13 protein-coding genes are annotated in these 14720 nt (G+C 67.6%); 5 read left to right on the top strand and 8 right to left on the bottom strand.

Annotated features, from left to right (window positions below):
- Positions 1-5: 5 nt before the first annotated feature.
- The 3 genes from ABMY26_RS03255 to ABMY26_RS03245 form a co-directional block, all read right to left on the bottom strand.
- On the bottom strand, positions 6-686 hold the full coding sequence (locus ABMY26_RS03255; protein ID WP_372395033.1) for a tetratricopeptide repeat protein: 681 nt from the start codon (positions 684-686) through the stop codon (positions 6-8).
- Positions 686-1372 carry a Fe2+-dependent dioxygenase gene (locus ABMY26_RS03250; RefSeq protein ID WP_372395032.1) on the bottom strand — a complete coding sequence of 229 codons (687 nt, stop codon included), beginning with the start codon at positions 1370-1372 and terminating at the stop codon, positions 686-688. The genes ABMY26_RS03255 and ABMY26_RS03250 overlap by 1 nt, the downstream gene beginning before the upstream one ends.
- Before the next feature lie 123 nt (positions 1373-1495).
- Positions 1496-3793, bottom strand: coding sequence for a TonB-dependent receptor (locus ABMY26_RS03245; protein WP_372395031.1), 2298 nt, complete (start codon positions 3791-3793; stop codon positions 1496-1498).
- A gap of 117 nt (positions 3794-3910) precedes the next feature.
- Between ABMY26_RS03245 and ABMY26_RS03240 the strand changes: the two genes are divergently transcribed.
- Positions 3911-4141, top strand: a complete 231-nt coding sequence (locus tag ABMY26_RS03240; RefSeq protein ID WP_372395030.1) for a hypothetical protein — start codon at positions 3911-3913, stop codon at positions 4139-4141.
- Positions 4142-4145: 4 nt separating this feature from the next.
- Here the strand turns inward: ABMY26_RS03240 and ABMY26_RS03235 are convergent, their stop codons facing one another.
- Together ABMY26_RS03235 and ABMY26_RS03230 are read right to left on the bottom strand one after the other, a co-directional pair.
- A complete protein-coding gene (locus ABMY26_RS03235; protein WP_372395029.1) occupies positions 4146-5540 on the bottom strand; it encodes a glycosyl transferase family protein in 1395 nt (464 codons plus the stop codon).
- Positions 5541-5746: 206 nt separating this feature from the next.
- Entirely contained in the window at positions 5747-5884 is a 138-nt protein-coding gene (locus tag ABMY26_RS03230; protein WP_372395028.1) for a hypothetical protein, read from the bottom strand.
- A 550-nt stretch (positions 5885-6434) separates the two neighbouring features.
- On the opposite strand from ABMY26_RS03230, the gene ABMY26_RS03225 reads away from it, so the two are divergent.
- Genes ABMY26_RS03225 through ABMY26_RS03210 form a run of 4 tightly spaced genes read left to right on the top strand, consistent with a single transcriptional unit; the run spans position 6435 to position 10155 of the window.
- Entirely contained in the window at positions 6435-7391 is a 957-nt protein-coding gene (locus ABMY26_RS03225; RefSeq protein ID WP_372395027.1) for a siderophore ABC transporter substrate-binding protein, read from the top strand.
- Positions 7392-7449: 58 nt separating this feature from the next.
- Positions 7450-8427: an ABC transporter permease gene (locus ABMY26_RS03220; protein WP_372395026.1), complete on the top strand. Its 978-nt coding sequence runs from the start codon at positions 7450-7452 to the stop codon at positions 8425-8427.
- Positions 8417-9400, top strand: a complete 984-nt coding sequence (locus ABMY26_RS03215; protein WP_372395025.1) for an iron chelate uptake ABC transporter family permease subunit — start codon at positions 8417-8419, stop codon at positions 9398-9400. Before ABMY26_RS03220 ends, ABMY26_RS03215 begins: the two co-directional genes overlap by 11 nt.
- Positions 9397-10155: an ABC transporter ATP-binding protein gene (locus ABMY26_RS03210; protein ID WP_372395024.1), complete on the top strand. Its 759-nt coding sequence runs from the start codon at positions 9397-9399 to the stop codon at positions 10153-10155. The genes ABMY26_RS03215 and ABMY26_RS03210 overlap by 4 nt, the downstream gene beginning before the upstream one ends.
- Positions 10156-10247: 92 nt before the next feature.
- Here the strand turns inward: ABMY26_RS03210 and uxuA are convergent, their stop codons facing one another.
- The 3 genes from uxuA to ABMY26_RS03195 form a co-directional block, all read right to left on the bottom strand.
- Entirely contained in the window at positions 10248-11444 is a 1197-nt protein-coding gene (gene uxuA, locus ABMY26_RS03205; protein ID WP_372395023.1) for a mannonate dehydratase, read from the bottom strand.
- A 68-nt stretch (positions 11445-11512) separates the two neighbouring features.
- Positions 11513-13021, bottom strand: a complete 1509-nt coding sequence (locus ABMY26_RS03200) for a mannitol dehydrogenase family protein (RefSeq protein ID WP_372395022.1) — start codon at positions 13019-13021, stop codon at positions 11513-11515.
- A 162-nt stretch (positions 13022-13183) separates the two neighbouring features.
- On the bottom strand, positions 13184-14548 hold the full coding sequence (locus tag ABMY26_RS03195; protein ID WP_082109013.1) for an MFS transporter: 1365 nt from the start codon (positions 14546-14548) through the stop codon (positions 13184-13186).
- Between the last annotated feature and the right edge of the window lie 172 nt (positions 14549-14720).

The following is a 14720-nucleotide window of genomic DNA, read 5'->3' as shown; positions in this document are numbered from 1 at the left end:
GAGCCTCATTCCGGTGTGCCGGCCCCGCGCAGGCCTGCCAGTGCTCCGGCCTGAGCAGCCAGGGCCCTGATGCGGGGGTTGGGATGCGGTGCCAGCGCCGCGGCCATGCCGCGGTAGAAGTCCGGGAAGCCACTGTCGAGCGCGCGGCGGAACCAGATCAGCGCCTCTTCCTCCGATCCATCCTGCAGAAGCATGCGGGCATGGTTGAAGCGGCCCCAGCAGTCGCCGCTTTCCGCCGCCGCCCTGAACAGGGCGCGCGCCGAGTTGCCATCGGCCGGAACCGCCCGTCCGCTCTCGTGGAACAGCCCCAGCATGTTCAGCGCTTTGGCATTTCCCTTGGAGGCCGAGGCGGCATAGAGCCGGTAGGCGACCTCGTCGTCGGCGGGAACGCCGATGCCGCGGCAATGGAGGTCGGCCAGATTGAACATCGCCCAGCCGTCGCCGAGATCGGCGGCCTTGCGGTAATGTGCGGCGGCCCGGCAGGGATCGGCGGGAACGCCCCAGCCACGCTCATGGCAGCGGCCCAGCATGGTGATGGCGCGGGCGTCGCCACCGCGCGCGGCGCTGCGGAACCAGGCGACGGCCCGGTCCCCCTCGCCGCGGTCGAGACAGGACTGGCCGAGCGCCAGCAGGGTGTCGGCAATGCCCAATCCCGGCGAACCGGAGGCTCTCGTGCCCTCTGTCATCACAGCTCCGCCCAGCGGCGCAGCAGGTTGTGGTAATGGTTGACCAGCGACAGCACCGCGTGGTGGGTGTCGCCCAGCTCCTGCCGCAGACCGATGATCGCCATGTCGAGGTCGTAGAGCATGGCGCGCAGCCCGTCGTCGCGGACCATCGACTGCGTGAAGAAGAAGGAGGCCCAGCGCGACCCGCGCGTCACCGGGCTGACCCGATGCAGGCTGCTGGACGGATAGACAATGGCGTGACCGGCCGGCAGCTTGACCGACTTGGTGCCGTAGGTGTCCTCGACGATCAGTTCGCCGCCGTCATAATCCTCCGGATCGCCGAGGAATATGGTGGTCGACACGTCTGCCCGCATGCGCAGGCCGCCGCTGCCGGGAATGCTGCGGATGCTGTTGTCGACATGGAAGCCATAGGTCATCGCCGGATCGTAGCGGTTGAACATCGGCGGCAGGACCCGCAGCGGCAGCACCGCCGAATTGAAGGCCGGGCTGCGGGCCAGCGCGCGGAGGATGACCACGCCGAGCTCCTGCGCGGTCCCGCTCTCCTCCGGGATTTGCAGGTTGTGCTTTGCCCCGGCCGCCTGGTCGCCGGCGGTGACGCGCCCGTCCACCCAGGGGGAGGCCTCCAGCACCGCCCGGCACTGCGCGACCTCTCCGGAGGTGAGGATATCGGGAATCTGCAGGAGCATGGCGGGTTTCCTCGTGGAGCAGAGATCCGGCAACGGACAGAAGACAACGGACAACCGGCCGGACCGCCCGTCGCAGGCGGTCCGGCCGGCCTTTTCAGACCTTGTGATGACCGATCAGCGTGCTCAGAACGTCAGTCCCGTCGTCAGCATGACCGTCCGACCCGACGCGGGCACGGCACGGCTGGCGTTGAACGCCGAGGTGTAGTTGCGATGGTCGGTCAGGTTGTAGCCGTTCAGGGCCACCGAGACGTTGCTGAACTCGTAGGACACCATCGCGTCGGCCGAGAAGCTGTCGGGCATGCGGGCGGTGTTGGAGCTGTCCGCCCAATATTCCGACGCATATTGCACGCCGCCGCCGACCGTGAACTTCCCGGGGATGCCGGCCTCGAACCCGTAGGTCGTCCACAGGCTGGCGTTATGCTTGGGCACGTTGGCGGCGACCTTGCCGACGACGGCCGGGTTGGTGCGGGACTCGGTCACCTTGCCGTCGAGATAGGCGTAGTTGGTATAGATGTTCCAGCGCTCGGTCACCTTGCCGCTGATGCTGGCTTCGAAGCCGCGGACGCGGATGCCGAGACCGGCTTCGGAGAAGCCGTCGGTGATGGTGCCTGTGGTCGGATCGATCGAATAGGTGTTGGACTTCTCGGCCTGGAAGATCGCTGCACTGACGCCCAGCCGGCCGTTCAGGAAATCGGCCTTGCCGCCGATCTCGTACAAGTCGGTCTGTTCCGGATCGAAGTTGCGGGCGCTGTTCGGCGTCTCGGCCGTGCCGTTGGTCAGCGCCGCGGCGATATCCGTGCCGATCGGCTTGTAGGAGCGCGAGAAGGAGGCGTAGACCGACGAGTCCTTGGTCGGCTCGTAGATCAGGCTGACCGAGGGGCTCCAGGTCCGTTCGGTTCCGGTGCCGCCCGCGACCGTCGGGCTTGCCGACCCGAAGCTGGTGCGGAAGTAATCCCAGCGCAGGCCGCCCTGGACCGACAGTTGGTCGAACAGCCACACGCGGTCGGTCACGAACAGGCCGGTGTTGGTGACGCTGGCCTCGCGCCCGCCGCTTTCAGGAAAGATGATGGCGGTGTTGGCGGCATAGCTGTGGGAGGGCGACCGTACGGTCTGGCTGTTGGTGCGGTTGACCCAGGTGCCGTTTTCGCGCTTGTCGCGCTGGTGGCTGACGTCCAGGCCGCCGTTCAACGCGTGGCGCAGCCCGAACAGCGTGCCGTCGGCCTTGGCGCCGGTGACGTTCTGCACGCCCCAGCCCTGCTGCTTGAACGCCAGGCCGCCGCCTGCGCCGTAGGCCAGCGCAGGGTTGCGGCCGGCCAGGAACTGGGTCGCGCTGGCACCGCTGACCGCCGCCGGGGTGGTGGATGCAAAGTTGCGCTGGTAATGGCTGAAGCGGGAGTCGTTGTAGATCGACAGCGACTTGTTCACCTCGTGCGAGAAGGTCGAGGTGAGGATATGATTGGCGGTGTCGTCGCGGTCGAGGTGGCGGACGTAGGAGGTGGAGCGGTCCAGGCCGAATTCGCCGGCCGGCCGGAAGATGCCGTCACGCCCCTGCACCATCGGCTGACCCATGTCGGGCGTCTTCTCGCCTTTCAGGAAGGCGTAGTTGAGGTGCCAGGTGGTCGATGTGCCCAGCCCCAGGCCGAGGTCGGCGGCGATGCCGCGGCGGTCGGACTCGACCTCGTCGCGGTCGGCGACGTTCTGGCTGTGGTAGAGGCCGTTCACCCGCAGCGCTGCGGTGTCGCCGAGCGGCTGATTGACGTCCACCGTCGTGCGATAGGTCGGGCCGCTGCCGACCGACTGGTCGATCTGCACCTTCGGTTGCAAGGATGCCTTCTTGGTACCCTGGTTGATGACGCCGCCGGAATTGCCGACGCCGAACCCGTTGCCGGACGGGCCCTTGAAGACCTGAACCGTCTCGGTGTTGAAGACGTCGTGGGTATAGACGCCGAAGTCCTTGAGGCCATCGGTGTAGATGTCGCCCCGTGCCGTCAGGCCGCGGATGCGGAACTGGTCGCCGTTCTGGCCGCCGTTGCCCTCGCCGGTCGAGATGGTGATGCCGGGCACATTGCGCAGCGTCTGTTCCAGCGAGGTGGCGCGCTGCTGTTCGATGATCTCCTGCGGGACGACGTTCACGACGCGCGGCGTGTCCTTGACCGTGTCGGGCAGTCGGGACACGCCGGTCGGTGCGCTGTTGACGTTGCCCGTCCCGGGCGCGGCGGCATTGACCTCGATGGAATCGAGCTGAAGGGCATCGCCGGAGGAGCGCTGCGGCGTGGGGCCGGTTCCCGGAGCGCCGGTTCCCGTGCCGGCCGCCTGGGCATCCGCCGTTGACGGAAGAGCGAAGGTCATGGCCAGGCTGGCGGTGGCGGCCGCACCGGCCAGAAGGGGGCGCAGTCCTTGGGTGGAGGTGGTCTGTCGCATCAAGTTCTCCCGAAATGCGCCAAGGGCGTGTGTCTGTCGCTGTCAGCGCTTCTACCAACGGGATAGGCCCCTCGGACAATGACTGAGATTCAGAATTATTCTAAATTGTAAAATCCGATGGATATCGATTGCGCCCAATCGGCAGCTTCGCGCACCAATGGCGTGTGGATGTTCTTGTCGGAGTTTTCTGGCGCCGGACCTTCGATGTTTGAATTTTTATTTTATATCAAAGATTTGCCGCTGGATTTGAGTCGCGGTTCAGTCGCGCGCCGGCTGAGAATCCCTTTTGGTGCCCGGTCACTGTTGCCGAAGCGCCACTATGATAATAAGAATTACTTGCAGATTTGAGCTGTCAGCAGGACCGGCGGGCTTTCCACAGTTCCTCGGCCCTGGCCATGGCCTCGCCGATGCCCATACGGGCGGTGTCCGGCAGGGCGAACAATGCGAAAGCGGTGGTGCCGACGATGATCCGTTCGGCACGGGCATCGCGCATGGCTCCGCTCCACACCCCTTGCCAGTAGTCCAGGCTGGAGCCGCGTGGGCGCGGGGTGGCGGGCGGTTCCCCGATGAGGGCGGGCAGGGCGAGGTCGACCGGCTCGCCGTCGATCAACCGATGGATGGTGGCAGGCCGGAAGGGCGCGTATTGGGCGACGTCGCGAACGCTGCCCAGCACCGCCATCTCCTTCCAGCCCAGGAGCCGGGCGGTATCGCGGTGCAGGTCCCGATAAGACGGCTTTGCCACACCCAGCAGGCTGGTCCGTCCGCCGCCGGGCTTCAGCAGATGGACGGCTTCCAGCGCGGCGGTGCGAAACTGGGTCAGCCGGTGCAGGGCGATCAGCCGGTGGATCTGCGGGGCGAGCGCGGTCAGCGGGACATAGGCGATCCGCTCGCCGTCCAGGGCGGCGGCAATGTCGTCCGCGGTTGGGCAGACCGGGATTCCCAGCGCGGAGGCAACCACCTCATAGCGTCCGGCAGCAGCGCCGCTGCCGGTGTTGCCGTGCAGCAGGACGCGATGCCCGGCCTGTGCCACCAACTTCGCGGCGTGAAAGAACCAGGGCGGGTTGTGGTAGTTGGGCGAGGTGAAGCAGGGCCAATCCACATCGGCGTGGATCGGTCGGCCCAGCCGGCCGGCGACATGCGCCTGCATCGCCCGTACGAAGCCGGCAAGTTCCGGCGCGGTCGCTCCGCGCACGCGCATCATGCCGAACAGGGCGCCGATCTGGATCGGGTCGGCATCGCCGGCCAGGACGATGCCCATCGCCTCTTCGGCTTCACCGCCGGTCAGCGGGCGGCCATGCCCGCCGCCGGCGATCCCGAGCGTGCCGACATGGCGGGCCAGGCGGTCATGGGGGGAAGCGCTCTGGCCGAGCCGTTCCAGATTAGCGATCACCTCATCCGGGGTCGGCTGCCCCTCCAGCAGGTTGGCCGGGCGGGTGGCGAGAGGCGGAGCCGGGGTACCGCCGGGCTTGTTCCAGCCGGGATCGAAGGGCGACTCAGCGGCCGGGCCGGCCACCATCGGTACGAACAGGCCGTCGATCGCCGCCGCCAGTGCCTGCACCTTCGGTCGCAGCGCCTCGGCGAAGGGGGTGGGGACGAGGCCACGGCCCGAGCGGACGAACAGCGGGTCGCCGAACGCCTCCCGCATCTGGCCGAGCAGGCGGCTGAGCGCCGACGTCTGCATGTCCAGCTGCCGGGCCGCCAGGGTGACGTTGCGCTTCGACAGCAGGGCATCGAAGGCGACGATCATGCGACCGCGCTTCAATTGATCGCTTCGCCGGTGGGATGCGAGCGTGTCCGGCCAGGGCACGGATGGAAGATCGTTCATGGTGCCCATCGGGTGCCCCAGGGTCTTGCAGTTGCTTTCCGCGGATGCGGCGCGGCCATTGTACTGATCTCCGATAATGATATGCATTCGCGTTGCGGTGCAAGATCCCGGCCGGTTCGGTGTGGATTTCATTTGAAGGCGAGCAGGATCACGCCGGCCGCGATCTGGGCAACGCCCAGCCAATTCGCTCCCGACAGCCTCTCACCCAGGAAGACGACGCCGAACAGGGCGATCGACACCACGCTGAACTTGTCGACGGGGGCCACCTGCGAGGCTGGGCCGAGCTTCAGCGGGCGGAAATAGCACTGTCAGGACGCACCGTTGACCAGCCCGGACAGGATAAGGAACGGCCAGGCCTTGCCGGAAACCTTGGGCGGCGACAGGAATTGGCCCGAGGCGATGACGATGCCGACCAACAGCAGGAGGCAGCACCCACAGCATCCAGGATGGAAGCAGATTATCGGTCATTCGGTCGGTTCCCCTCGCATTTCCCGTACCGTTCGACATGGGTCCAGACCGGCAGGGCCCGGCAGGGCGATCCCGTACAAAAGAAGGTTCCGGAAAGGCCGTTCTTCGCGGCAACACCGACCCTTTCGGCGCTGCGAGCATCGGGCATGACGGTCATGCCGGGGCATCGCTTTGGACATATCCAAAGTTTTTGCAAGTGAGAATGAGTAGCGTTAGCATGTGCCCCGGACCGGCCCCGGGGGGCAGCCGATCCCCCTTTTCCGGCCCGGGCGGCCGGCGCCTCGACGTCCGCGGCATCCTTCGCCGCCCGCCCCTCCGCCGACATCCTGGACATGCTTGGGAGTTGTTATGACCATCGTGACACGCCGGAGAGACCTGTTGACGGCGGGCTTGGCGATCGGCTTTGCCGGCCTGCCCCCCCTCGCGATGCCCCGGCCGGCAGCTGCCCAGACGACGGCCGCCCCCGGCACCGTGCGGCATGCCCGGGGCGAGACCAGGCTGGCGAAGGCGGTGGGCAAGGTGCTGTGTTTCGACATGGCCTCCCTCGATACGCTGGACGTGCTGGGCGTGCCGGTTGCGGGTGCGCCGACCGGGCTGAAGCCTTCCCATCTCGCCAGATATGACGGCCCGGACTATGCCCGGATCGGCACGCTGTTCGAGCCGGACTACGAGGCGGTGAACGCGGCGGAACCCGACCTGATCATCGTCGGCGGGCGGTCCGCCCCCAAATATGCCGAGCTGTCGGCCATCGCGCCGACCATCGACATGACCGTGAAGACCGAGCGTTTCATCGACAGCGCGCTGGACAATGCCGGCACGCTCGGCCGGATCTTCGGCAAGGATGCCGAGGTGAAGGCCCGCGCCGACAGGCTGCGCGCGTCGATCGCGGACCTGCGGACGATCGGCGTCGGGGCGGGCAGGGGCCTGTTGGTGCTGGCCACCGGCGGCAAGCTCAGCGCCTATGGACCGGGGTCGCGCTTCGGGGTGCTCCACACCGAATACGGCATCGTGCCGGCAGTGGACGGGCTGGACACCGCCAATCACGGGCAGGCGATCAATTTCGAGTTCATCCTGCGGACCGACCCGGACTGGCTGTTCGTGATCGACCGGGATTCCGCCATCGGGCGCGAGGGCCAGTCGGCCCGCCAACTGCTGGACAACGACATCGTGCGCCGGACCACGGCCTGGCGGAAGGGACAGGTCGCCTATCTTGACGCGGCGAACTGGTATCTGATCGGGGGAGGACTGAGCGCGCTGCAGAAGGATGTCGACGGCATCAAGGCGGCACTGACGGGGAAGGCGTGACGATGGCCTCCCTCCTGTCCTCTGTCGGAAGCTTCGCTGGCGGCGGCGGAACGCCGGCATGAGGGGACCAGCCCCGGCAGCCGCCCCTGTTGCCGCTGCCGTTGCCGTCATCCTGCTGGCGGCGGCCAGTCTGTTCGTCGGTGTCGGCGACGTATCCATCGGCACCCTGTTCGGCCGTGCGTCGGACGAGGCGGCGCAGATCCTGCTGATCAGCCGCATCCCGCGCACATTGGCTCTTGTCCTGGCCGGAGCGGGGATGGCGGTGTCCGGCCTGATCCTGCAGATGCTGGCCCGCAACAAATTCGTCGAGCCCTCCACCGCGGGCACCGCGGAATCGGCGGTGTTCGGCATGCTGATGGTGACGCTGCTGGCACCGGAAACACCGATCTTCGGCCGGATGCTGGCGGCTGGCGCCTGTGCGCTGGCCGGCACCGCGCTGTTCCTGGGCATCCTGCGGCAGATGCCGTTGCGCTCGCCGCTGGTCGTGCCGCTGGTCGGCATCATGCTGGGGGCGGTCATCACCGCGTCGACCGAGTTCGTCGCCTACCGTTTCGACCTGATGCAGTCGGTGCGCGCCTGGGAAACCGGGGACTTTTCCGGCGTGATGCGCGGGCGGTACGAGCTGCTGTGGATCGGCGCCGTGTTGACCGCGGTCGCCTACGCCGCGGCCGACCGCTTCACCGTCGCCCGGTTGGGGGAGGATTTCACCACGAACCTCGGCCTCGACCACCGGCGCGTCGTTTCGCTCGGGCTGGTCATCGTGTCGCTGGTCACCGCCGCGGTGATCGCCACCTGCGGCATGATCCCCTTTCTCGGCCTGATCGTGCCCAACCTTGTCAGCCTGACGCTGGGTGACAACATGCGCCGGTCGCTGCCCTGGGTGGCGCTGGCGGGTGCCGGGCTGGTGCTGGCCTGCGACATCGCCGGCCGGCTGGTGATCAGCCCCTACGAAATCCCCATCGGCACGACCATGGGCATCGTCGGCAGCGCGATCTTCCTCTATCTTCTTTTGCGAAAGAACGCCCATGCCGGTTGATCGCCGGCCGCTTGATCGCCCTGCGATTCCGCCGGCCATCCTGCTCGCCGGCCTCGGCGGGCTGACGGTCGCGGCCATTCTCCTGTTCCTCACGCTGGGCGCGCGCGGCAGCTGGGGCTTCATCCTGGCCTTCCGCGGGACCAAGGTCGCGGCGATGATGCTGGTCGGCTATGCCATCGCCGTCTCGACCGTCCTGTTCCAGACCATCGCCAACAACCGGATCCTGACCCCGTCGATCATGGGGTTCGATTTCCTCTACCGGCTGATCCAGACGGCGATGGTCTTCCAGCTCGGTGCCGCCACCGTCGCCGCCTTCGATCCGCGGCTGCGCTTCGGGATCGAGGTGGGGGCGATGGTCGCCTTCTCCTGGCTGCTCTATCGCTGGCTGTTTTCCGGCAGCCTGCGCGGTCTGCACCTGCTGATGCTGGCCGGAATCGTCTTCGGCGTGCTGTTCCGCAGCCTTGCCGGCTTCCTGCAGAGGGTGATCGATCCCAACGAGTTCCTGGTGGTGCAGGACCGGCTGTTCGCCAGCTTCAACCGGGTGGACGGCCAATTGCTGGCGGTATCGGCGCTGGCGGTCCTGGCGGTGTCGGTGGAGGTCTGGCGAAACTTGCGGGTGCTGGACGTGCTGGCGCTGGGCCGGGAGACCGCGATCAACCTGGGCGTCGACCACCGGCGGGAGGTCACGCGCGTCCTGGTGCTGGTGTCGGTGCTGGTCGCGGTTTCCACCGCGCTGGTCGGGCCGGTGACCTTCTTCGGGCTGCTGGTCGCCAACCTGGCCTATCTGCTGGCCGACACGCATCGCCACCGGCTGATCCTGCCGGTCGCGGCGCTGGTCGCCGTTCTGACGCTGATGGCTGGCCAGCTGGTGCTGGAACGGCTGCTGGGCTTCAACGGAGCCCTCGGCATCGTCATCGAATTCCTGGGAGGCATCGTCTTCCTGGTCATCCTCGTGCGGAGAGCGGCCCGATGATCGAGGTCCGGAACATCGGCAAATCCTATGGCGATACCCTGGTCGTCGACGACGTGTCGATCAGCCTGCCGGCCGGCGGCGTGATCTCGCTGATCGGGCCGAACGGCGCCGGGAAATCGACGCTGCTGTCGATCATCAGCAGGTTGCTGCCGATGTCCGCCGGCACCGTGACTGTGGAGGGGATGGACGTTACGACGACGCCCGGCGACGTGCTGGCGCGCCGCCTGTCGATCCTGCGACAGGACAATCAGATGACGGCTCGCCTGACCGTGCGGGATCTGATCGCCTTCGGCCGCTATCCCCACAGCAAGGGGCGCCTGACGGTGGAGGACCGCGGCCACATCGAGCGGGTGACCCGTTACCTGGAACTGGAGGCGGTCGCCCACCGCTTTCTCGACGAGCTGTCGGGTGGCCAGCGCCAGCGGGCCTTCATCGCCATGGTGCTGTGCCAGGACACCGAATACATCCTGCTGGACGAGCCGCTGAACAACTTGGACATCAAGCATGCGGTGGCGATGATGAAGCTGTTCCGCCGCACCGCCGACGAGTTCCGCAAGACCGTGATCCTGGTGCTGCACGACATCAACTTCGCGTCCTGCTATTCGGACCGCATCGTGGCGATGCGTGGTGGCCGCATCGCCTACGAAGGGCCGCCGGAGGAAATCGTCACCCCCGACGTCATCCGCGATGTCTACGGCGTGGAGGCGGACATCCAAGAGATCGACGGCCGGCGGATGGCGCTGTATTTCCGCTGATGGATTTGCGCTGAAGAACCGATGGCCGGCGTGGGGAGAGGGTTCCTCCCCCGCGCCGGCCATCGAAGCCCGCCGGTATTGCGCGACCCGTCCTATTCCGCGGCCAGCCGCCCGGCACGGAACGCCTCGATGGTCCGCATCACGCCGCGCAGTTCGGCCAGCCCCTTCAGCCGGCCGACGAAGGAATAGCCGGGGTTCATCGTCTGGCCGATGTCGTCGCCCAGCAGATGGCCGTGGTCGGGCCGCATCGGGATCTGGGCATCGGCGCGGCCGGCCGCCTTGCGGCGCTCCTCCTCGGCGATCATGGCGGCGGCCACGCCGATCAGGTCGGTGTCGCCGCCCAGATGGTCGGCCTCGTAGAAGGAACCGTCCGGCTCGTGCGTGGTGTTGCGCAGATGGACGAAATGGATGCGCGGCGCGAACTCCTTGGCCATCGCCACCAGATCGTTCTTCGGGTTGGAGCCGAAGGAGCCGGTGCACAGGGTCAGCCCGCAGGCCTCCTGCGGCACCGCATCGAACAGCGCCCGCACATCCTCGGCGGTGGACATCACGCGCGGCAGGCCGAAGATCGGGAAGGACGGGTCGTCGGGGTGGATGCACAGCCGCACCCCCTCCTCCTCCGCCACCGGCGCGATCTCGCGCAGGAACTCGATCAGGTTGGCCCGCAGATCCTCGACGCCGATCTCCTGGTAGAGCTCCAGCATCCCGCGGAAGCTGTTGCGGTCATAGGCGAAGTCGCGGGCCGGCAGCCAGTCGATCAGGTTGCGTTCCAGCTCGGCGATCTGGTCGACCGTCATCGCCTCGAAGCGTGTCCTGGCGGCGGCGACATGGGCCGGGTCGTAGCTGGCCTCGGCGTTCTTGCGCTGCAGCACGAACAGGTCGTAGGCGGCGAAGTCGACGCTGTCGTAGCGCAGGGCATAGCCGCCGTTCGGCAGCCGGTGCATCAGGTTGGTGCGGCTCCAGTCGGTGATGACCATGAAGTTGTAGCAGATCACCGGGATGCCGGCGCGGGCGACGTTGCGGATCGATTGCTTGTAATTGTCGATCTTGGTCCGGTAGTCGCCGGTGCGGGTCTTGATCTCCTCGCCGACGCCGATGCTTTCCACCACCGCCCAGGTCAGGCCGGCGGCCTCGATCATGGCGCGGCGCTTCTGGATTTCCTCAGGGGTCCAGACGCTGCCCTGGTTCATGTGATGCAGCGCGGTGACGATGCCGGTGGCACCGGCCTGACGGGCCTTCTCCAGGGTGACGGGATCGTCGGGGCCGAACCAGCGCCAGGTCTCTTGCATGATCATGGTCCTTTCAAAATCGGAAATTGCTGCGGGGAGCGGACCCGCTACGGATTTGGGAGGTGGATTCAAGGGGTGGCGAGAAAGGCCTCGAGCGTCGGGCGGACCCCGGCGGTCATCAGGCTTTCGAGCCATGCGACGACGGCGGTGCGGAACCCGGCCTCGGCGGCCAGTTCCGGAGCGAAGACGTCGCCGATGGCGAACAGGGCGTCGGCCAGGGCGGCGGGATCGTCGCGGTGGGCGCGGGCGATGCCGGTCAGCGCGCCGGCCAACGGGTCGGCGACCGTGTAGGCATTGCCCGCCTCGTCCACCTCCAGCAGGAAGCGCATCCAGGCGGCGACCGCCAGCGGGATGACCGCGGGCGTCCTGCCGGCGGCGAACAGCTCGCGGGCCGGCTCCAGCAGGCGCGGCGGCAGCTTCTGCGAACCGTCGGACGAGATCTGGATGGTGCGATGCCGGATGCCGGGATTGCGGAAGCGCGCCTCCAGCGCCGCGGTGTAGGCGGGAATGTCGGTGCCCGGCACCGGTGGCAGGGTGGGGATCAGGTCCTCTGCCCACAGCCGGCGCATGACGGCGGGCAGATGCGGGTCGGCCATGGCGTCGGCGATGGTCTCGATGCCGGCGATCACCGACAGGTAGGCCAGCAGCGAATGGGCGCCGTTCAGGCAGCGCAGCTTCATCAGCTCGAACGGGTGGACGTCATCGACCAGGATGGCGCCGGCCTTTTCCCAGGCCGGGCGGCCGAGCGGGAAGCGGTCCTCGATGACCCATTGCTTGAAGGGCTCGCTGACCACCGGCCAGGCGTCGCTGCAGCCCAGCGCCGCGTCCACCGTGGCGCGGTCGGCGTCCTGCGTGGCGGGCGTGATGCGGTCGACCATGGTGCAGGGGAAGGAGACATGCTCGGCGATATAGGCGGCGAGGTCCGGATCGCGCAGCTCGGCATAGCGGATGACGATGCCGCGCACCTTGATGCCGTTCTGGGCGAGGTTGTCGCAGACCAGCACGGTGAAGGGCGCCACCCCGGCAGCGCGGCGGCGGCGGATCGCCTCGGCCAGCAGGCCGGGCACGCTGCGCGGTGCGTCGGGGGCGGCGAGGTCGGCGCGGATCAGCGGATGCATCTCGTCCAGCGAGCCGGTGGCGGCGTCCTGGCAATAGCCCTTCTCGGTCACCGTCAGGGTGACGATGCGGATCTCCGGCGTGGCCATCAGGGCCAGCGCCTCGTCCAACTGGTCGGCGGTGGCCATGGCGTCGAGGAAGGAGCCGACGACGCGCAGGCTGTCGCGGCCCTCCTCCCGCACCAGCAGGGTGTAGAGCCCGTCCTGCGGCTTCAGCGCGTCGCGGATCGCCGGCGACAGCGGATCGACGCCGACGATGCCCCAGCCGGTTTCGCCGGTCGCCAGCACGTCGTCGGTGTAGGTGGCGAGATGGGCGCGGCAGAAGGCGCCGAGGCCGATATGGACGATCCCCGGGGTCACCGCGGCGCGGTCGTAGGCGGGGCGTTCGATCGCCGGAGGCAGGGCGTCGAGGGTGGTGCGGGAAAGGCGGTTCGCCAGCAGGGCGGTGTTCGCGTCGGGCATGATGGGCTCCGGTTCGCGGCGGTCGCTGCGGTCTTCCCACTTTGCGGGGGAGGCCGGTGTTCCGTCATTCGGGGATTCGATGGTCGTCGGAACAGGGCTCCGGGGCGGGGTGCCCCGGAGCCTTGGGGCGGTTTCAGGCGTTGGGCAGGGTGTCGCGTCGTCTCAGACCTCGATCCCGGCCGGGGTCATGCCCGACCCGGTCTTCGGCAGGATGAAGTGCATGATCGCCAGCCCGACGAGGTAGAGCACGGAGGCGATGGCGAACAGCACCTGATAGTTGCCGTCGGTCGCATCCAGCAGGCGGCCGACGCCCATCGACACGAACATGCCGACGAAGTAGGCGCAGAAGCCGCCGATGCCGACCACGGACCCCACCGCGTTGCGCGGCATGGTGTCGGAGACGATGGTGTAGACGTTGGCCGAATAGCCCTGGTGGGCGGAGGCGGCGATGCCGATCAGCAGGACGGCGACCCACATGCTGGAAACCGTGGAGGCGAAGAACACCGGCAGCACGCACAGGCCGCAGACCAGGAAGGTCAGCTTGCGGGCGCGGAGCGGCTTAACGCCGCGCTTGATCAGGTGCGAGGAGAACCAGCCGCCGCCGACGCTGCCGAAATCGGCCATGGTGTAGATGATGATCAGCGGCAGCATCGCACCGAACAGGTTCACGCCATACTGCTTGTTCAGGAAGCCCGGGACCCAGTTCAGGTAGAACCACCACACCGGAGCCGAGAAGCAGGTGCCGACGATGTTCGCCCAGGTGCCGCGGTAGGTCAGCAGCTTGATCCAGGGAATGTTCTCCTGCGGCAGCACCGGATCGCTGCGGATATAGGCCAGTTCCTCGGCCGTCAGCTTCGGATGCTCTTCCGGCTTGCGGTAGATCAGCAGCCAGGCGATGACCCAGAAGAAGCCGATGCCGCCGGTGACCAGGAAGGCGGCCTGCCAGCCATAGGCGACCAGCAGGATCGGCACCAGGATCGGCGCCACGACCGCGCCGACGTTGGAACCTGCGTTGAAGATGCCGGTGGCGAGCGCCCGTTCCTTGGCCGGGAACCATTCCGACACCGCCTTGATCGAGGCCGGGAAATTGCCGCCCTCGGTCAGGCCGAGGCCGGCGCGGGCGACCTTGAAGCCGAAGACGCTGCCCATGAAGGCATGGATGCAGGCGAAGAAGCTCCAGCCGGCGACCGCGGCCGGCAGGCCGATGCGGATGCCGACCTTGTCCATCAGGCGGCCGCAGCCGATGTAGCCGAAGGCATAGGCCAGCGAGAAGGCGGCGACGATGTCGCCATAGTCCGACTCCGTCCAGCCCATGTCGCCCATCAGCGTGGATTTCAGCAGGCCCAGAACCTGCCGGTCCATGTAGTTGATGGTGGTCGAGAAGAAGAGCAGGGCGCAGATGGTCCAGCGGTAGCGGCCGATGGCCTTGCTCACCGTGACCGCAGCCTTGCCGATTCCGCCGGCTGTCCGTGCCGGCTCGTCCGTCGCAGCCCCAGGGGCCGCGCCGGCAATGATCTGTTCGCTCATGATTTGGCGTCTCCAGCCAGGACGCGTGTCACCGCCGCCGGTCATCGCACCGGCGTTGCGCGCCGGCGCCGATCCTGCATCGTCTTCGGGCCGACCTCCTGCGGATGCGCGGGCCCCGGTCTCGGGAGCCCATGCGGCGGCAGGCGGCGGTCACGCGCTTCAGAACTGTTTC

The organism is Azospirillum sp. HJ39, from assembly GCF_041507355.1.
Classification (GTDB): Bacteria; Pseudomonadota; Alphaproteobacteria; order Azospirillales; family Azospirillaceae; genus Azospirillum; species Azospirillum thiophilum.
This window is presented reverse-complemented; position numbering and strand designations above follow the sequence as displayed.